At 42.8% G+C, this 18471-nt stretch carries 15 protein-coding genes and 1 tRNA gene; 10 read left to right on the forward strand and 6 right to left on the reverse strand.

Annotation, left to right across the window (positions count from 1 at the left end; all coding sequences use genetic code 11):
- Positions 1–6 precede the first annotated feature (6 nt).
- From ACST14_RS00655 to mnmE, 4 genes are read left to right on the forward strand one after another with little or no spacing between them, the layout of a single operon-like run.
- Positions 7–1713 carry a GMC oxidoreductase gene (locus tag ACST14_RS00655; RefSeq protein WP_459459542.1) on the forward strand — a complete coding sequence of 569 codons (1707 nt, stop codon included), beginning with the start codon at positions 7–9 and terminating at the stop codon, positions 1711–1713.
- Positions 1713–4535, forward strand: a complete 2823-nt coding sequence (locus ACST14_RS00660; RefSeq protein WP_459459544.1) for a PD-(D/E)XK nuclease family protein — start codon at positions 1713–1715, stop codon at positions 4533–4535. The genes ACST14_RS00655 and ACST14_RS00660 overlap by 1 nt, the downstream gene beginning before the upstream one ends.
- A gap of 43 nt (positions 4536–4578) precedes the next feature.
- On the forward strand, positions 4579–4863 hold the full coding sequence (locus ACST14_RS00665) for an SCP2 sterol-binding domain-containing protein (protein WP_459459546.1): 285 nt from the start codon (positions 4579–4581) through the stop codon (positions 4861–4863).
- Positions 4864–4866: 3 nt separating this feature from the next.
- Positions 4867–6228: a tRNA uridine-5-carboxymethylaminomethyl(34) synthesis GTPase MnmE gene (gene mnmE, locus ACST14_RS00670; RefSeq protein ID WP_459459548.1), complete on the forward strand. Its 1362-nt coding sequence runs from the start codon at positions 4867–4869 to the stop codon at positions 6226–6228.
- Between the two features lie 170 nt (positions 6229–6398).
- Here mnmE and ACST14_RS00675 read toward each other — a convergent pair whose 3' ends face one another.
- Both ACST14_RS00675 and ACST14_RS00680 read right to left on the reverse strand, forming a co-directional pair.
- The gene (locus ACST14_RS00675; protein ID WP_459459550.1) at positions 6399–7829 is read right to left on the reverse strand and encodes an AAA family ATPase; all 1431 of its coding nucleotides are present in this window, start codon (positions 7827–7829) and stop codon (positions 6399–6401) included.
- A gap of 1 nt (position 7830) precedes the next feature.
- Positions 7831–8940, reverse strand: a complete 1110-nt coding sequence (locus ACST14_RS00680) for a vWA domain-containing protein (protein ID WP_459459552.1) — start codon at positions 8938–8940, stop codon at positions 7831–7833.
- Positions 8941–8997: 57 nt separating this feature from the next.
- Here ACST14_RS00680 and ACST14_RS00685 point away from each other — a divergent pair, with 57 nt between their 5' ends.
- The gene (locus tag ACST14_RS00685; protein ID WP_459459554.1) at positions 8998–9663 is read left to right on the forward strand and encodes a spheroidene monooxygenase; all 666 of its coding nucleotides are present in this window, start codon (positions 8998–9000) and stop codon (positions 9661–9663) included.
- Positions 9664–9831: 168 nt separating this feature from the next.
- Here ACST14_RS00685 and ACST14_RS00690 read toward each other — a convergent pair whose 3' ends face one another.
- A complete protein-coding gene (locus ACST14_RS00690) occupies positions 9832–10173 on the reverse strand; it encodes a P-II family nitrogen regulator (protein ID WP_459459556.1) in 342 nt (113 codons plus the stop codon).
- An 18-nt stretch (positions 10174–10191) separates the two neighbouring features.
- Positions 10192–11445, reverse strand: a complete 1254-nt coding sequence (locus ACST14_RS00695) for an ammonium transporter (RefSeq protein WP_459459558.1) — start codon at positions 11443–11445, stop codon at positions 10192–10194.
- A gap of 103 nt (positions 11446–11548) precedes the next feature.
- Here ACST14_RS00695 and ACST14_RS00700 point away from each other — a divergent pair, with 103 nt between their 5' ends.
- Both ACST14_RS00700 and ACST14_RS00705 read left to right on the forward strand, forming a co-directional pair.
- The gene (locus ACST14_RS00700) at positions 11549–13438 is read left to right on the forward strand and encodes a beta-N-acetylhexosaminidase (RefSeq protein WP_459459560.1); all 1890 of its coding nucleotides are present in this window, start codon (positions 11549–11551) and stop codon (positions 13436–13438) included.
- A complete protein-coding gene (locus ACST14_RS00705; protein WP_459459562.1) occupies positions 13438–14097 on the forward strand; it encodes a DNA/RNA non-specific endonuclease in 660 nt (219 codons plus the stop codon). Before ACST14_RS00700 ends, ACST14_RS00705 begins: the two co-directional genes overlap by 1 nt.
- Here the strand turns inward: ACST14_RS00705 and ACST14_RS00710 are convergent.
- Both ACST14_RS00710 and kduI read right to left on the reverse strand, forming a co-directional pair.
- Positions 14089–15954 carry a glycoside hydrolase family 88 protein gene (locus ACST14_RS00710; RefSeq protein WP_459459564.1) on the reverse strand — a complete coding sequence of 622 codons (1866 nt, stop codon included), beginning with the start codon at positions 15952–15954 and terminating at the stop codon, positions 14089–14091. The genes ACST14_RS00705 and ACST14_RS00710 overlap by 9 nt on opposite strands.
- 1 nt (position 15955) lies before the next feature.
- On the reverse strand, positions 15956–16786 hold the full coding sequence (gene kduI / locus ACST14_RS00715; protein ID WP_459459566.1) for a 5-dehydro-4-deoxy-D-glucuronate isomerase: 831 nt from the start codon (positions 16784–16786) through the stop codon (positions 15956–15958).
- Positions 16787–16849: 63 nt separating this feature from the next.
- Here kduI and ACST14_RS00720 point away from each other — a divergent pair, with 63 nt between their 5' ends.
- The 3 genes from ACST14_RS00720 (at position 16850) to ACST14_RS00730 (ending at position 18449) form a co-directional block, all read left to right on the forward strand.
- Complete coding sequence (locus tag ACST14_RS00720) at positions 16850–17560, forward strand: hypothetical protein (protein ID WP_459459568.1); 711 nt, start codon at positions 16850–16852, stop codon at positions 17558–17560.
- The gene (locus ACST14_RS00725; RefSeq protein WP_459459570.1) at positions 17547–18296 is read left to right on the forward strand and encodes a tRNA (adenosine(37)-N6)-dimethylallyltransferase; all 750 of its coding nucleotides are present in this window, start codon (positions 17547–17549) and stop codon (positions 18294–18296) included. The genes ACST14_RS00720 and ACST14_RS00725 overlap by 14 nt, the downstream gene beginning before the upstream one ends.
- A gap of 65 nt (positions 18297–18361) precedes the next feature.
- Positions 18362–18449: transfer RNA gene (locus tag ACST14_RS00730), tRNA-Ser, on the forward strand.
- Positions 18450–18471: the final 22 nt, after the last annotated feature.

Here is an 18471-nt window from a genome sequence, read left to right on the forward strand (position 1 = left end):
CGACGAATGAATATTTTGAAAAACGCAGAAAAACGTACGTATGGAGCGATTGTAATCGGCTCGGGTATGGCGGGCGGCTGGGCTGCTAAAGAATTTTGTGATAAAGGAATTAAGACTTTGGTGCTGGAAAGAGGGCGCCTAGTGACACATAATGAAGATTATCCGACTACGTTGATGAGTCCTTGGGAATTTGAACACAGAGGACAATTAACGAAAGAGGAAATAGCTGAAAATCCCATTATTTCGAAATGTTATGCCTTTAGAGAAGATGCGAAGCACTTTTTTGTGAAAGATGCGGAGCATCCTTATATACAGGATAAACCATTTGATTGGATTAGAGGATATCAAACAGGGGGTAAGTCACTTATGTGGGCTCGCCAAACCCAGCGTTGGTCTCAGCTTGATTTCGATGGTCCTGCGCGCGATGGTTTTGCGGTGCCTTGGCCTATCACCTACAAGGAAATAGATCCTTGGTATTCGTATGTGGAGCATTTTGCCGGAATTTCAGGAAATAAGGATGGTTTAGATTCCTTGCCGGATGGCGATTTCTTGCCACCGATGGAGTTGACTTGCGTGGAGAAGCATTTCCAGAAAGAGATGAAGCGTTTATATTCCGATCGCCATGTGATTATTGGTCGTTGTGCACACTTAACGGAGCCTCGTGATATTCACATTCAGCAAGGACGTGGAACTTGTTTGGGTCGTAATTTATGCCAAAGAGGTTGTCCGTATGGCGGTTATTTCTCTGCCAATTCCTCTACTTTACCTTGGGCTGCGAAGACCGGTAATATGACTTTAAGAACTGATTCTGTCGTTCATTCGATCATTTACGATGAGAAGAAACAGAAGGCGGTAGGAGTTCGGGTGGTAGATGCGCATACGAAAGAGATGGTGGAATATTACGCAAAGGTCATTTTTGTGACTGCTGCAGCGATTAATACCAACTTGATTTTATTGAATTCGAAGTCAGCTCGTTTCCCGAATGGATTAGGAAACGACAGTGGATTATTAGGAACGCACATAGCACACCATAATTACCGTGCTTCTTTATCTGCGGATTATGAAGGATTATTGGATTTTAAAACATCCGGCGGTCGACCTAATTCAGGTTATATTCCTCGTTTTAGAAATCTGTATAAGCAAGAAACGAATTTCCTTCGTGGTTATGCGGCGGGAATGAGTGGTGGAAGAGGAACACATGCGGACCAAAGTTCGGTAGGTGAAAGCTTAAAGAATTCCTTATTAAACCCTAAGTGGTCGAACTGGTACGCTGGATCGCACATGATGGGGGAGACGATTCCGAAGGAAAGTAATAAAGTGACTTTGGACGCTACTAAAAAGGATGCCTGGGGAATGCCCCTATTGCACATGGACGTGAGCTACGATAATAACGATGATTTAATGGTCAAAGACTTTATCGATCAATTCACCGAGATGTACGAAAAGGCAGGCTTTAAGAACATCAAGACCCGCGATACGCACGCCCCAGCAGGATTAGATATTCACGAGATGGGTGGAGTGAGAATGGGTTCAGATCCGAAGACCTCCCTTTTAAATAAGTGGAATCAACTGCACCACGTGAAGAACGTTTTCGTGACGGACGGGGCTTGCATGACTTCTACTTCTACACAAAATCCATCCTTAACCTATATGGCCTTCACGGCGCGTGCGGTTGATTTTGCGGTGAAAGAAATGAAAAAAGGAAATCTGTAATGCAGACATTTTTAGGTAAAACGGCTGATCACCTCTTCCAAGCTTATGGCATGGAAGGGTTGAAAGACATAGCCGTGGTGATGCCCTCGCAACGGGGTATGCTGTACCTGAAAAAAGAATTAGCCATAAGAGGGGATAGACCATTTCTATCCCCCTCTTTTTTTACGATTGAGGAGTTTGCTTTGCAGATGACGGATTCCGTTCTGGAAGATCCGATTGATTTATTATTCGAAGCGTATGCCTGTTTTAGGGAAGTAGATCCTAAGATTGATTTTGATCGATTTATTACTTGGGGCCAAATGATGTTAAAGGACTTCGACACCCTCGATCTCTATTTAGTAGACCCTGCAGCCTTGTTTTCTTTTCTTTCGGAGGCAAAATCCATCGAACGGTGGGGGCAAGAATATGGTCAGGATCAGGCGGACGGCTGGATAACTCCTAATACACAAGCCTATTTCAAGTTATATGATTCGCTTTTAGAGGTCTATATTCGCTTGAAAAGTCGGTTGGAAACGAAGGGGACGACTTATCGGGGGCTTGCCTATCGGAAATTAGTGGAACTTTTAGAGGCCGGTAAATCACTTGGATTTAAGCAGATCTATTTTGTCGGTTTTAATGCGTTGTCCAAATCCGAGGAGACGATCATTCGTTTGCTATTACGGGAGAATGTGGCGCAGACGCTTTGGGATGTGGATGAATATTACCTGAAAAACAGGCACCATCGGGCGGGAAATTGGCTTAGGGATTATTCTAATCCAGGTAATCCTGCTTATTTATCCCGTGGTCCTTTTCATTGGATGGAGCGTGATTTAATTGATAAACCGAAACAGGTTGAGATTATCGGTTTAGCGAATCCGTCCGCACAGATATTTGTGGCTTTGGAACAAATAAGGGCATGGCAAGCGGAACATGGTGATCTGGAACAGGTAGCCTTAGTTTTAGGCGATGAGAGCTTGTTAGATTCGCTGTTGCCTTATTTAGGGGAGTTCAAAGATCGATTGAATATCACGATGGGGTATTCTTTGAAGAAGTCCCAGGTATTTTCCTTGATAGAAATGTGGTGGGCTTTAGTTCCTCTAGAGAGATATCCGGTCGCCTTAGTTAAGTCTTTGAAAGAGCATCCTTTGATGCACTCTATTAAGCTGCCTTCCTGGAAAGAGACCGATTTGTATTTAGCTCAAGTTCCGGCGGGAGGAAATATCTTTATTTCGGCTCAATCTAGTTTTCTGGTGTGTCTGCAAACGCTCATTCGTTTGCTTACTGATATCTTATACAAGACGGATAAGGACGATTGGGATGCGGAATCTCAGGCCATATTGCAGGCTTTAACCGTTTTAGATAAGTTAGAAGAGATTGCAAATACGAACCCATTTATTTCTGTAAAAAGTGGTCATGCGCTCTGTAAACAGCTATTGCAACAGCAGAAAATGACCTTCGAAGGGGCTGAAAATCGCTCCCTTCATGTGATGGGATTGTTAGAAACGAGGACTTTGGATTTTGATCGAGTGATCGTTTTATCCTTGAATGAAGGTAGTCTGCCGGGTACGCGCAAGCGAGAAAGTTTGATTCCGGTGGATATTGCGAATATGTCTGCCTTCTCTTTGCCTACCTTCACTCAGGCGGATGCCGTGACGAGTTATCACTTTTACCGATTGTTACAGCGGCCTAAGGAGGCTATGTTAGTTTATGTGCAGAATGATTCCTCGGCAAAGGAGGTGAGTCGTTTTATACGTCAGATTCGGTATGATTGGGCCAAAAAGAACCCTCATTTGATTTTGACAGAGCCAGTAGTGAAATTCAGTTCGGATACGGTAGCGGATGGCGAAGCTGAATTACGGATTGAAAAAACGCCTGAATTAATTGCTCAAATCAAGGCTGTGTTAGAGAAGCGGGGATTATCGCCCTCTTCGGTGGCGATGTTTGCAAGTTGTTCCTTGAAATATTATTTCTCCCAAATCGTGAACCTCCAACAGGAGAAGCAGCGGGACGATGAGATGGGGGCGGACGTTTTTGGTACGTGGGTTCACAAGGTTTTGGAATTACTAGATAAGCAATTGATTTCAACAGGAGGGTGGGAAGATTCGCTTTCGATTGCAAAAAAGAAAGAATTAATTACCCCTTTGCTGGCTGAGGCCATGGAAAAAATCAAGGAGCGTGAAGGTAATTTTGAGGTAGAGAAAGGATTTAATTATGTGCTTCAGGAGGTTGCCAAAACCCTTTTAGGCTCTTATTTCGATGAATCAGCCACTTGGTATGAGGATCGCATTAAGTTATTAGCCGTAGAAGAAGTAGTGGAAACGCTCGTTTCTGTACCTGTAGGTTCAGAGATGTGGCCTATACGAATGAAAGGGCGGATCGACCGAATAGACCTCAAGGGTGATTCGGTCTTACGAATTGTCGATTATAAGACAGGAAAAGTAGTCAAGAAGGACGTCGATGCGGGTGAAAGTTTAGGAGAGACGCTTCGCGAGGAGGAAATGAAGGCTAAACTTTTTCAGTTGTGGATGTATAAATTTTTAGTGGCTAAAGAGCTCCAAAAATCTCCAGAAGCAAGAATTCCAAGTTTACAGAGTCTAGATTCAGAAAGATTACTGATTCAGCCAGGTATCATTTCCTTCCGAAATTTTCAGGATAAATTAATTTCAGCTCCTTTAGAATTCTCCGAGGGAGAATCCGTCGCGTCTTTCCTGCGGGAATCGGAAGAATTGGTTGGTTTTTGGGTGAATGCATTGATCTCCACTGAAACAATTTTTGAGAAAACGGTGAATTTAGATCAGTGTACTTACTGTGATTTTACCTCAATTTGCCATCGAAACGTGTAGTTTGGTGAAAATGACTTAATTTTGCTCTTCTAATTTATAAAACATGACATTTCAAGAAATCAACGATCGTATTATTGCATTAGCTGCCCAAAAAGGCGGTCAAGGCGTGTCCTTTAAATTTGCTTTTCCAAGCGGAATCATTGTCGTAGGAGCGGATGGATCCGTTTCAAATGAGAACTTAGATTCAGATTGCACCATCTCTACCACAGAAGAGACATTCACTTCCATTTTAAACGGTGAATTAAACTCCATGATGGCGGTAATGACAGGAAAAGTGAAAATCTCTGGCGATATGTCTGTCGCTATGAAATTGACGAACTTACTATAACCCATGAATTTTAGCGATACCATTGTCGCCCTAGCGACGCCCGCAGGGGTAGGAGCGATCGGGGTTATACGTCTTTCAGGAGATCGAGCGATCGAGATCGTGAATGAAGTATTTAAGCCCAAAGATCTTTCCACCCAAGCTTCTCACACGATTCATTATGGTCGTATTGAGTCAGCCGGGCGTGTCTATGACGAAGTGGTCGCTAGTTTATACATTGCTCCTCGTTCATATACGAAGGAAAACGTGGTCGAAATATCCTGCCACGGATCCCCTTTCATCCAAGAGAGTATCCTTCAATTGTTTGTAGAACAAGGGGCTCGCTTCGCTCGCCCCGGCGAGTTTACCCAGCGTGCTTTCCTAAACGGAGCTTTTGACCTAGCACAAGCCGAAGCCGTCGCTGACGTCATTGCCGCTGACTCCGCAGCGGCTCAAAATGCCGCATTACACCAATTGCGCGGAGGTTTCTCGAAAGAATTGGCCGCTTTACGCGAAGAATTAATCCATTTCGCTTCCTTAATCGAACTCGAATTAGACTTCGGCGAGGAGGATGTGGAATTTGCTAATCGCCAGGATTTAGAAGATCTGGTGAATCAATTATTAACGAATATTCGTCCCTTAGTGGCGAGTTTCAGAACGGGTAACGCAGTAAAGAATGGCGTGGCTACCGTTATTGTGGGTAAACCCAATGCCGGGAAATCCACGCTATTAAATGCCTTATTAAACGAGGATAGAGCCATTGTGTCCGATATCGCTGGAACGACGCGCGACAGCTTAGAGGATGAATGGACTTTAGGTGGGATTAAATTTCGCTTAGTGGATACGGCCGGATTGCGGGAGACGACGGATGTCATCGAAGCACTCGGTGTGGAGAGAACACAGGCGTGGGTGAAAAAGGCGAAAGTGGTGATTTATATGGCTGATGCCACTTCTGAGACGCCAGCAGGTTTCGCGGCAGGGGTGGAAGCTTTAGGAGCTTTAGATATTCCTGTGATCAAGTTGTTGAATAAGGTGGATCAGATTACTGATTTGTCTGCATTTCAAGCGGCCATCCCGGATTTGATTGCTATTTCTGCTAAGAACCGGGAAGGCTTGAATTACCTCGAAACCGCTCTATTAAACGTGATCGGTTTAGATCAAGTGAACACGAATGGAACCCTAGTGACGAATCTGCGCCATTACCAGCAGCTATTACAAACGCAAGAAACGCTTGAAGGAGTCTTGAAAGCTTTACAAATAGGTTTAACTGGCGATCTCATCGCTCAGGACCTTCGCTATGCCCTTCATCATCTAGGTGAAATTACGGGTCAGATATCGAATGATGATTTGCTGAAGAATATTTTTGGGAAGTTTTGTATCGGCAAATAATTTCTGCTTCGCAGAAATTATTTGCAAAGATCAAAGCATAAAGCACAAAGATTAAAAAGTAAAGATTTAGTTCGATGATCTGTTTTAGATTTGAACTAATTTGAAGTCCCATTTTAGAAAATATGACGAAGACCATTTTCAAATGGGACTTCGAAATAGTTCAAGTTTTTCTAAAACAGGTCACGGAACTGAAAACCGTTAGTTAATCTTTCTTTGCCCAGTTTCTGATACTCCGCCAACGCCCACAGCACAAATTCCTTCAGAAATAGCGTATCCTCTTTCGCGCAATCAGGCTGATATTTTTTAATCAAGTCATTCAAAGGCTTGATATCATTTAACGTCGAAGCATAGTCCGCTGCATTACATTCATCATACAATACAACCCCGCCTTCTGAATAAACCGCTTCCATTAAAGTGGCATAAGGACTCTCTTCGATTTTCTTTGAAAGCTTTTCAATTTTAGGGAAAAGACCAGGGAAGAAAGTTTTGATAGCAGAGCCAATCAATTGCTCGGCAACGAATGCCGCACCTTCTTGTTCGCCTTCATACACTAACTCCACTTTACCCGTGATAGCCGGGATGGTTCCCATGAAGTCTGCTAGGCGCACCGTCGTTTTTGCCTCGCGATTTAATAAGGCACGTCTTTCTGCCGTGCTAACTAAACTTTCCAGCATAGAAATACTCATACGAGCGCTGACGCCACTTTTGGTATCGATATATTCACTTTCTCTAGCCTCAAAAATGATTTGTTCTAATAAATCGTAGGCTAAATTCGGAACATAAACTCGATCAGATTGAGCAATATTAATACGTGCTTCTTGAGATGATATCTTGCGTGCAATCGCAATGGTTTCTGGGTAATGGGTCAAAATTTGGGATCCAATCCGGTCCTTCAATGGCGTCACGATGCTTCCTCTGTTTGTGTAATCTTCCGGGTTTGCCGTGAAGATGAATTGAAGATCTAGCGGTAAACGCAATTTGAAACCACGGATTTGGATATCACCCTCTTGAAGAATATTAAATAAAGCTACCTGAATACGTGCTTGTAAATCAGGAATCTCATTGATCACAAAGATGCAACGGTTCGCGCGCGGAATCATCCCAAAGTGAATCACACGGTCATCCGCATAGGATAATTTCAAATTAGCAGCCTTAATCGGATCAACATCACCGATTAAGTCAGCCACCGTCACATCCGGTGTCGCTAATTTCTCAGCAAAACGATCGGAACGGTGTAACCAAGCAATCGGAGTCGCATCTCCTTGAGCTGCGATTAAATCAATAGCGAAGCGGGAAATAGGAGCCAAAGGATCATCATTAATCTCCGATCCAGCCACATAGGGAATGTATTCGTCTAGTAGGTTGATCATTAATCGAGCCAAACGTGTTTTGGCCTGACCACGTAAACCCAACAAATTGATATTGTGGCGAGATAAGATCGCGCGCTCTAATTCAGGAATAACGGAGTTTTCAAAACCGTGTACGCCTTCGAAAACGGTCGTTCCCGCCTCCATGTGCTTGATTAAGTTATCCCTTAATTCGTCTTTAATCGATTTACTTGTATAGCCTGAGGCCTTTAATTCGCCTAAATTGTTGATCATCTTATTTTAGTCTTTTCTTTCTATTCGTTTCGTAATCTTGAAAAATCATTTCGCCTAAACCTTTCAAGCCCGTATAAAAGGCCTTTCCTTGGTTCGCTTCGGTAAATTTGTCCACAAATTGCTGCAGGTAGGAATCCCGTGCAATCATAAACGTGGTAATGGGAATGTGTAATTTACGTGCTTGAGCCGCCTGAGTGTAACATTTTTCGGTCACATAAGGATCTAGGCCATTGCTATTCATATAATACGTACCGTCTTTCTCCCGAACGCAGCTCGGCTTTCCGTCGGTAATCATAAATATCTGTTTGTTGGTATTTCGCTTTCTGCGCAGAATATCCATCGCTAATTGCAGTCCAGCCACCGTATTCGTGTGGTAGGGACCCACTTTCAAGTAAGGAATATCCTTGATGGAAATGCTCCAGGCATCGTTTCCGAAGACCAGAATGTCAATCGTATCTTTTGGGTAGCGGGTTGTTATGAGTTCTGCCAAAGCCATCGCCACCTTCTTCGCTGGCGTAATACGATCCTCTCCATAAAGTATCATGGAGTGGCTGATGTCGATCATCAACACGGTACTCATCTGGGATTTGAACTGTGAATCTTCCACCACTAAGTCCTCCTCAGTTAGTTCGAATTCACCGATGCCGTGATTGATTTGGGCATTTTTTAAACTTTCTGTGAGAGAAATTTTCTCTAAACTATCGCCAAAATGGTAGGACCTAAATTCCCCCGTCATCTCATCTCCCTGACCTGATGCTTTGGTTTTGTGATTTCCAGACCCACTTTTGTTTAAGTTCCCGAAAATATTCTCTAGCGCGGTCTGGCGAATTGCTCGCTCTGTTTTGGCCGTAATACCCATCCCAGAACCTCCATTCTCATCTATTTCCTCGCGGATATAGCCTTTCGCCTTTAAATCTTCAATAAAATTTTCAATCGTATAATTCTCATCCGTCAGCTCATACTCCTTATCTAATTCGCGCAACCATTCGATCGCCTCATCAAAATCCCCCGACGTATGTGTGATTAATTCCTTAAAAATCCCAAAAAGCTTATCAAAAGGGGACACGCTCTTCTCCTCAAACTCCTTAAAATAAAATCCCTTTTTATTCATTTCTTTTAAACCTTACTAACACTTTAATTGTTCAAATAAACGACTAAATTTGGTAATATGAGTGATCAAATCATTTCCATTCGATTTTTATCTTTTAACGGATTTCAAAATAAACGTTTCGCCTTCGCTGAAATGGGTCGCTCATTCGTCCAAAAATGGCAATCAGACGGCCTCCAATTCGCGAAACATTTAGGCGTAGGAGCCGGCAACGGTTTTTCCATTTGGCCTGATTTTTCCTCTTATGCCTTTCTCGGTGTATTCGAAAACCAAGCAGCGTCTGATCATTTTTTTGCCTCAAACATGCGCTGGTTAAGCCTTTCTGCTCGTTCATCCGCTACAAAAGGCTGGAACGCCGTTGCCATTAAAGGCCACGGAACTTGGAATGGATCTAACCCTTTTTCCATCGTGGAAGATCCCGGAAACGGCCCACTTTTAGTGATGACCCGTGCCAGTATCGTTTGGTATAAATCACCCATCTTCTGGTTTTATGTATCTCATGCCAGTAAATACCTAGAAAATCGCGCCGGCTTATTATTTGCCAAAGGCGTAGGCGAATTTCCCCTCATCGAACAAGCCACCTTGAGTCTTTGGGACTCGTCAGAAAACCTCGATTCATTCGCCTATAAAAGTAAGGAGCATGCTCCCATGATTAAGAAGACGCGGACGATTGGGTGGTATTCGGAAGAAATGTTCACTCGCTTTAGGGTTATTTTAGTCTTGTAATGCTAAAATGGCCTGCGTCATATTTTGTGCATTACAAGACTAAAATAACCCTAAACTCGAGATCACTCTTTTTAATCATTTCAAGAATCATCGCCGAAGGCGAATCCAACTTTGAACTTTGCAATTTGAATTCGATAATCTAAAAAAAGGCCTAAGCCCTTTTTTAGATTATCGAATTGCCTCAATCCCCCTCGTCCTAGTCCGAATCCTGATCGCATCCTGCACATCATAGACGAAGATTTTGCCATCTCCCACGTTGCCTTCAGAGGCATTGTCGAGGATGACATCTAAGCATTTTTCGAGGTTCTCATCGCTTACGACGCAGATGATCATCACCTTTGGCAATAAAATCATCGACTTTTCTGTACCGCGGTATATTTCTGAATATCCTTGTTGTAAACCAGCGCCGCGAACGGGAACTACAGTCATACATGGGATATTAGCATCGATCAAGCCTTGTTGAATAGCTTTTAATTTCGATGGTTTTACAATGGCTTCTACCTTTTTCATATCGTTCTTATTTAGCTATTATTCAAAAGTGGTGTATGCTTCTACTCCAAACTCAACGGCATCAATTCCGGCAGATTCTGCTTTGTGACTTAATCGAATTCCGATCGTTGCTTTTAATGCCTTAAAAATCAAGTAAGTCAATACAAAGGAATAAATACTAATCACTGTCACACCTATCAGCTGTATACTAAATTGCGCTGATTCGCCGGTGATGAAAAGTCCATTCTTTTGGGAAAATAAACCGACCGCAATCGTGCCAAAAAATCCATTCACCCCATGTACCGCAACCGCACCCACTGGATCATCTATTTTCATTCTGTCTACTACTACCACGGCGATATCTACGATGGTACCCGCGATGAAACCAATAATCAAGGCTGAATCAGCTGAAACTACATTACATCCAGCTGTGATAGCCACTAAACCGGCTAAAACACCGTTTATGACCATCGTAATATCCACTTTCTTATAGCGGATAAAAGTATATAAAATCGTTGCAATACCTCCAGCAGCTGAAGCTAGGAAGGTGTTCGTGGCAACAGTTCCGATTAAATCCCATTTTCCTACAGCACCTAAAGTAGAGCCTGGATTAAAACCAAACCAACCGAACCACAGGATAAAAGCTCCCACGGCCGATAAGGTTAAATTATGTCCTGGAATGGCATTAGCCGTTCCATCTTCATTGTATTTCCCTAAACGGGGTCCTAAAACGATCGCACCTGCTAAGGCGGCAAATCCTCCCATGGAGTGAATCGCGGCAGAACCAGCAAAATCATTAAATCCTCTAATGGCTAACCAACCGTCTGGATTCCAAACCCAGTTTGCCGCTAATGGATACATGATGGCAGTGAATATGACTACATAAATGGCGTAAGCCCACATTTTCATCCGTTCTGCTACGCCACCGGATACAATGGAGATGGCTGCTACGGCGAAGCCCATTTGAAGGAACCAAAATAAGGAATTAGAAATGGTCAGACCTAGGCCTAAATCCCCTTCCATTATGCCTGTTTCGAAAGCCCAGTAGCCGTTAGATTTACCATACGCAATTCCAAATCCGACTAAATAAAAGGCAATTCCACCAAACATAATGTCGATCATGACTTTGGCAATAATGCTGACCGCATTCTTAGAACGGACGAATCCAGCTTCTAAAAGGGCAAAGCCTCCTTCCATTTGGAAAATTAAAGCGGCACATAAGGCCACCCAAACGGTATCAATAGCGTGTGTGAGTTCCACTTGCTGAGCAGCAAGCGTGGCAGTTTCATTCATGGTTTTGTGTTTTGTATATAATGCTTCTTATTTCAAAAATACGAAACCATTTGGAATATTCTGCATTTAGGTGGAACTTTAACGCTATACAAAAACCTATATCATGAAGAAATTAATTGCATTCGTTTGCTTGAGTTTATCCTTAAGTTTCGTTTCGTCAGCGCAAAAACCCTCCATTATTCCTATCCCGTCAGAGGCGAATTATCCAGCAGGTAAATTTGTTTTACCGGCCTCTATTTCCATTTCAGGGCCATCGGATTCTCAATTGAAGGTGGGATATGCGACTTTGGTAGGTAAACTAAAAAAAGCAACAGGTCGCTCTGTTACCTTTAAATCAACGGGAGCCGCGACTATCCAAATGCAATTAGCGCCGAATTCAAAGTTAGGAGCTGAGGGTTATAGTCTTCAAGTTAACGCGAAAGGGGTATTGATTCAGGCAAATAAGTCAGCTGGTTTGTTCTACGGTCTACAAACTTTGTATCAATTATTACCTAAAGAAATCGAATCGAAAACGGTAGTCAACAATCTGAAATGGAGTATTCCATACGCTCAGATTACAGATACACCACGTTTCGCATGGCGCGGCCAAATGTTCGATGTTGCTCGTCACTTCTTCTCTAAAGAAGACGTGAAAAAATTCATCGATGATATGGTGGAATACAAATACAATCTTTTACACTTCCATTTAACAGATGACGAAGGATGGAGAATTGAGATTAAGTCTTATCCTAATTTGACAAAAAAAGGTGCTTATAATGTGAAGAAAGAAGGTCGTTTTACCACTTTCTCTAAACCAGAACCGAATGAGCCGCGTACCTACGGTGGCTTTTACACGCAAGAGGATATCAAAGAATTGGTTAAATATGGTCAAGAGCGTTTTGTGAATATTGTGCCTGAAATCGATGTTCCAGGCCATTCAATGGCTGCTGTTGCCTCTTATCCGGAGCTTTCGTGTACGCCCGGAGCGGACAAATATGAAGTTATTTCAGGTGAGCCTTTCATCGATTGGTCGCATGGTCACCCGGAGGCATTGCAAGACAATACCTTGTGTCCAGCGAACGAGAATGTGTATACGTTCTTAGACAAAGTGATGGGTGAGGTCGCTAGTTTGTTTCCCTACGACTATATCCACATGGGGGGCGATGAGTGCCCGAAGAACTATTGGGATAAGAATCCGGAGATTTTGGCCTTAAGAGCGCGCGAAGGATTGAAAAATTCGCAGGAGGTTCAGGCGTATTTTGTGAAACGTTTAGAGAAGATTGTTACATCTAAAGGTAAGCGGATGTTAGGCTGGGATGAAATTTTAGAAGGAGGAGGATTGCCAAAAGGCACAGCCGTGATGTCCTGGCGAGGAATTACCGGTGGTGTAGAAGCAGCAAAATTAGGTCACGAAGTGGTGATGACCCCTAACGATAATGTGTATGTAGATTTAATGCAAGGGGATGCTGCTGTAGAGCCACCCGTATACAGAACGGTTCGTTTAACGGACTCTTATGCTTTTAATCCAGTTCCGGATGGAGTGGATGCTAAATTAGTGAAGGGTGGCCAAGCCAATATGTGGTCGGAGCAATTGTTCAACTACCGTCATTTGCAATATATGATGTGGCCACGTGCGCTAGCTATTTCTGAGGCTTTATGGTCTCCTAATGAGAACAAGAACTGGGTTGATTTTGTAGGACGTGTAGAAGATCACTTCGCACGATTTGATATCGCAGATAAGAAATATGCGCCATCGATGTTTGAGGCCATCGTAAAGGTGACTAAGAATGCGAAAGGTGAATTATTTGTTGAATTGAAAAACGAAATTCCAGGTTTAAACATTCATTACAGTTTTGATAACTCATATCCGGATAATCATTACCCAGCGGCATCTGGTTTAGTAGCGGTGCCTAAGGATGCTGAACTACTGCGTATCGTTTCTTACCGAGGTGCTAAAATGATGGGTCGCATGATGAACATTACGCGTCCGGACTTACAAAAAAGAGCTAGATAATGCTTTTAAACCTTGTTTTAAGCATTCTATTATCGGTCGGGGTGCCCAATATTTCGGGCGCCTCGACTGCTTCTAAGACGAATTATCTTTCGGTCAAGAAGGGTTATGTGATGTCCTATAATGGGGTAGAGGGTCGAGCGAATTGGGTGGGATGGACGCTAAGAGCAAGTGATGTAGGGCCGGAGGATCGTTCGAATCGTTTCATTCAAGATGAATCTTTTCCGCGCGGTTTTAAAATTGTTGATGAAAAGGACTACGCACATTCCGGATATGATCGGGGTCATTTATGCAACTCAGAAGATCGAACTTCGGTGGAATACCTAAATGAAGAGACATTCTTGATGTCGAATATGATTCCTCAGACTCGGGAGTTGAATCGGGGACCTTTCAAAATGTTAGAAGCCTATTGCCGTAAACTGGCAATCAAAAAAGGGATGAACTTGCTGATATATTCAGGTGGAATAGGGGCAAAAGACCGTTTGGCATCGAATGTCATCGTCCCTGCCTACTGCTGGAAGGTAGTGTATACACCAGAAAAAATTTGGTGTATACTATTTCCGAATGAACACGTGTTGAATAAAAACTGGCAAATCTATTCTGTGCCTTTGGAAACTTTGGAAAAAATGACGGGTTTTCGCTTTCCTCGTAAGCTACCTTAGCATGTAAATGGCCAGCTTTTTCGCGGCTAAAAAGTTTTCGTATTCCAGCGGCGTTCTGCGGTTATTCGTGTACTCAGTATACAACCAAGGATCGCCTAGCGCAAAGACTTTTCCTTTTCCCACTTTTGCAGTAGCCATCACGGAATATCCCTGGTGGTTCACTAACGATTTCGCGCTTCCACTTAAATTTAGCGTCGTAATTTCCTTGATATAGACTTTTTTAATCGGGTCAAAAACTTCGTTGCCGGCTGGAATCATAACAGCTCCTTGCTCCCAATTACGTCCTTGAACGAAGTTTAAATTAGGTGCTACGAATTCAATACCGAAACGTTTAGCCAAGATATTGAATTGAGGTATCTCGCAGTTCGTCGTGTCATTCGCTAGCAAAATTAAATTACCCCCTGATTTCACCCAAGCCTCGATCTCATCTGCCGCTTTTGCCGTCATGAAATTGGGCTTTGCAGTTTCTTTATAGCTATCTGGATCTACGATGATGTAAACAGACGCACCTTTCAGGTTTTCCCGCGTAGGAGAAGCGCCTAAGGTATCTAAGCTAGCTCCCAATTGCTCAAATTGAATTCCCCATTGATTGAAACCGGAATCTTTGCGGTCTTCCCACGTATAATGGAAACGACTACCATTTTTCGTTTCGTGGTTAAAGAAATAATCTAAAACGACTTTTTTGCCAGCGCCGATTGATAATTCTTTGGCGATTTCCATCTCTAAAGAGGCTAGGATAAATGGACCCACCCCCTTTAAATCATCTGTACGTAATGGCTCGCTTAAATAATAGTCATACGAACCATCGCGGTAAGGAACACCGCCTAAACCACCTACAGTGACTGTTTTCTCTAAATGGATATATCCTTCAGCGTCTTTAGTGATGAATTCTTTCAAAATTCCAGCATAACCTCGCTCTGCATTTTTGCGAAAAGAAACAGGTAAATAGCCTTTTCTGACTCCCTTCGCAAAAGTGTATACGAACATATTGGAGGCGGATGCCTCGAAATAGTTGCCTTTTTTGCCAGGATAACCAGGTAATTGATACCAAACACCCGAAGTAGTGTCTTGGATCTTAGCTATCGCACTTGATAACTGGTTTAATTGTTGGATTAAAATGCCTCTGGAAGGATGATTCTTTGGCATATAATCTAATACATCCACTAAAGCCATCATATACCAGCCCATCGAGCGACCCCAAAAATTAGGGGAATGTCCATTCGACTTATCTGCCCATGGCTGTGCTTTTGCCTGATCGTAGGCGTGAAATAACAAACCTGTTTTCGCATCGATGGAGCCTTTATACATCAATTGAAACTGTTTGATGATATCTGCCCAATTGTCTTCTTTCGTAATTTGGCCATATTCTGCGTAGAATGGCTCCAGCATATATAAGCCGTCTAACCACATTTGGTTCGGATATCTTTTCTTATGCCAAAATCCCCCATCCGCATCTCTTGGCTGCTCAGTTACCTGCTTTCTTAACAGATCAGCCGCTTTTTTATAGCGTTCATCCCCTAATTCCTGGTATAAATACAAGAGCATTCGACCCGTCGTCAGGTTATCAGAATTGAATTCGTCAAAATGATACGTACGAATATTCCCTTTTTCATCTACAAAGCTGTCGATGTTCTTTTTGATATATTGGAAATAGGTGGCGTCCCCGGTTCTTTGGTAGACCTGTTCCAAAGCCTTTAAAACCAATCCCTGCTCATAATCCCATCCTGCTGGTTTTCCAGGCTTTACCGTAATCGAATCTTTATGCGTGTGCATAATGGACTTCGCCATCAGCTCGGAATAATGCTGGCCGCTAGCCGCGGTGCTTAATACCAAAAAAAGAACAAGGAATTTTTTCATGTTAACGTAGTTCAGCAATTTCTGCAAAATCCATATCGGTATAATCTTTATTTTCACCCGCCATTCCCCAAATGAAGGAATAACTCTTCGTGCCCGACCCACTATGGATCGACCAGGGCGGTGAAATAACCGCCTGGTGATTATGCACCCAAATATGCTTCGTCTCCGTGGTTTCACCCATTAAATGCAATACGGCGTGTCCTGGAGTTACATCAAAATATAAATAGGCTTCCATTCGGCGATCATGGACGTGTGCTGGCATCGTATTCCACACAGAACCTGGTTCCAGAATCGTCAAGCCCATGACTAATTGGCAAGACTGAATGCCTTCGTTATGAATGTACTTATAAATCGCGCGGTGATTCGACGTTTCTAAGCTACCTAAAACCACCGTGCTTACTTGCTCGCGGTCTAATTTTGCATTTGGATAATTTGCGTGTGCTGGAGAAGACAACAAATAGAATTGCGCTGGACTTTCGGGTGATTCAGAACTGAAACTCACTTCTTTTGCCCCACGGCCCACATATACTGCACCTAATTTATCGATCGTAAATTTCTCGCCATCGGCTGTCACGGTTCCTTTACCTCCTACATTAATTATTCCTAATTCGCGTCTTTCTAAGAAGAAATTAGCTTTTAATTTTTCTGGATTAGGTAAATGTAGGATCGTTGACACCGGCATTGCACCACCGATGATCATGCGATCATAAATACTGTACGTTAATTTTATTTCATCTGCTTGAAAGATTTTCTCAATTAAGAAATTATCTCTGAGCTCTTGGTTCGTAAAGGTGGAAACTTCCTTCCGGCTCGCCTCAAATCTATAGTCCATTCTAATATGTTTTTTATTTTAAAGCGCCATTGCGCCTAATTCTACTGTATATTTACACGTTTTATGCCAAAAGAGTTCAACAACAGCCTTGCATTTTTTTTACATTCTATCGGTTTTCAATCGATAGGCGAAGGATTGTGGAATCACGAGCCTACGAAGGTACGTGTTAAAGCGATGCCAGGGAATTCAGAGGATTGGGATATTTGTATTTGGGAAGATCAGTGGTTATTGCGCCGCGCTTCAATCGAAAAACAACTCATCGCTCGTACGACTCCCTTGCGTTCCGTTTTTGCACGGGATACCCGAATCGTTCCGATTGATGCTCTTACGGCCCGTGATTTTTTGGACCAGGAACACGTGAAGGGATTTATTAAGGGATCTAGTTATTTTGGGTGCATTGTCCCACCTCACCGTGTTTTTAGAGGAATTGAGAGTTCATTTTTGTTCGAGGGTCATCCGCTACTGGCGGTGGCTGTTTTTGGAAAATCCTTCCTCATGAAAGAGTCGGGTTTAGCAGGCTGTTTGTCTGGCGAACTCACCGAAATCGCCACTTTATCAAGCATTCGCCTCGTAGGTGGTTTGACGAAATTCTTACAAGCTTATAAAGATATTCACCCGGAACTTCACAATGTGATGACCTATGTGGACAAGGAATGGAATACGGGTAAGGGATTTTTATCTGTAGGATTTACTAAAATAGGAGAGACAGAACCGATACATTTTGAGAATAGGATTACTAAGGGGAATTTGAAACTACGCTATGTCTACAGATAAGAAGCTAATCGTATTATTAGGTCCTACGGCGAGCGGTAAAACGGCTTTGGCAGTAGAAATAGCCTGCGCCTTAGATGGAGAGATTATATCTGCAGATTCACGTCAAATCTACAGGCGCTTAGACATAGGAACCGGAAAAGACTTTAAAGAATATGGATTTATTCCTTATCACTTAATCGACAGCCACGAAATAGGAGAGGCCTTCTCCGTCGCTCATTTTCAAAAAGCTGCCTTTGATGCGATTAACGACGTTTTTGCGCGAGGAAAACAACCTATCTTGTGTGGCGGAACAGGATTGTATATCGAATCCTTATTAGCGAATTACCAGTTCTCTCACGTACCTCATTTCCTGTCTGAACCCTTAGATATTCAATTTAACTATGCCGTTTTTGGCCTAAATCCATCCATAGATTTGCGTCGCGAAAAAATTTCGAAACGATTACACTCTCGTTTAAAAGAAGGCATGTTAGAGGAAGTGCAACAGCTATTATTCGAGGGCGTACATCCTGAGGAATTGCGTTGGATGGGCTTAGAATATAAGTGGATCGTGAATTTTGTGGAAGGAGTGATTTCGCGTGAGGAGTTCGAAAAAGGACTGGAATCAGCCATTCATCAATTCGCTAAGCGCCAAATGACCTATTTCAGAAAAATGGAACGTGCGGGTATAGAAATAAATTGGATTCCGGATGGCCTTGATTTTCAAGGTAAAAGAGATTTTATCTTGAATTTTATCTAAATTTTTAGAGAGAGCTATTGCAAAATGTGGAAAAACGCCTTACTTTTGCATTCTCTTAAGGAGACAGAGAGTTGGCAGAGTGGTCGATTGCGGCAGTCTTGAAAACTGTTGACTGTTACAGGTCCGGGGGTTCGAATCCCTCACTCTCTACCAGAACGAAAAGCGAAACGAAAGT

The sequence above is a fragment of the Aquirufa sp. A-Brett2-15D genome (assembly GCF_054558735.1).

Bases quoted from the DNA above. Each gene is read 5' to 3' on its own strand.
- ACST14_RS00655 (WP_459459542.1), top strand. From the start codon at position 7: ATGAATATTTTGAAAAACGCAGAAAAACGTACGTATGGAGCGATTGTA.
- ACST14_RS00660 (WP_459459544.1), top strand. From the start codon at position 1,713: ATGCAGACATTTTTAGGTAAAACGGCTGATCACCTCTTCCAAGCTTAT.
- ACST14_RS00665 (WP_459459546.1), top strand. From the start codon at position 4,579: ATGACATTTCAAGAAATCAACGATCGTATTATTGCATTAGCTGCCCAA.
- mnmE (WP_459459548.1), top strand. From the start codon at position 4,867: ATGAATTTTAGCGATACCATTGTCGCCCTAGCGACGCCCGCAGGGGTA.
- ACST14_RS00675 (WP_459459550.1), bottom strand. From the start codon at position 7,829: ATGATCAACAATTTAGGCGAATTAAAGGCCTCAGGCTATACAAGTAAA.
- ACST14_RS00680 (WP_459459552.1), bottom strand. From the start codon at position 8,940: ATGAATAAAAAGGGATTTTATTTTAAGGAGTTTGAGGAGAAGAGCGTG.
- ACST14_RS00685 (WP_459459554.1), top strand. From the start codon at position 8,998: ATGAGTGATCAAATCATTTCCATTCGATTTTTATCTTTTAACGGATTT.
- ACST14_RS00690 (WP_459459556.1), bottom strand. From the start codon at position 10,173: ATGAAAAAGGTAGAAGCCATTGTAAAACCATCGAAATTAAAAGCTATT.
- ACST14_RS00695 (WP_459459558.1), bottom strand. From the start codon at position 11,445: ATGAATGAAACTGCCACGCTTGCTGCTCAGCAAGTGGAACTCACACAC.
- ACST14_RS00700 (WP_459459560.1), top strand. From the start codon at position 11,549: ATGAAGAAATTAATTGCATTCGTTTGCTTGAGTTTATCCTTAAGTTTC.
- ACST14_RS00705 (WP_459459562.1), top strand. From the start codon at position 13,438: ATGCTTTTAAACCTTGTTTTAAGCATTCTATTATCGGTCGGGGTGCCC.
- ACST14_RS00710 (WP_459459564.1), bottom strand. From the start codon at position 15,954: ATGAAAAAATTCCTTGTTCTTTTTTTGGTATTAAGCACCGCGGCTAGC.
- kduI (WP_459459566.1), bottom strand. From the start codon at position 16,786: ATGGACTATAGATTTGAGGCGAGCCGGAAGGAAGTTTCCACCTTTACG.
- ACST14_RS00720 (WP_459459568.1), top strand. From the start codon at position 16,850: ATGCCAAAAGAGTTCAACAACAGCCTTGCATTTTTTTTACATTCTATC.
- ACST14_RS00725 (WP_459459570.1), top strand. From the start codon at position 17,547: ATGTCTACAGATAAGAAGCTAATCGTATTATTAGGTCCTACGGCGAGC.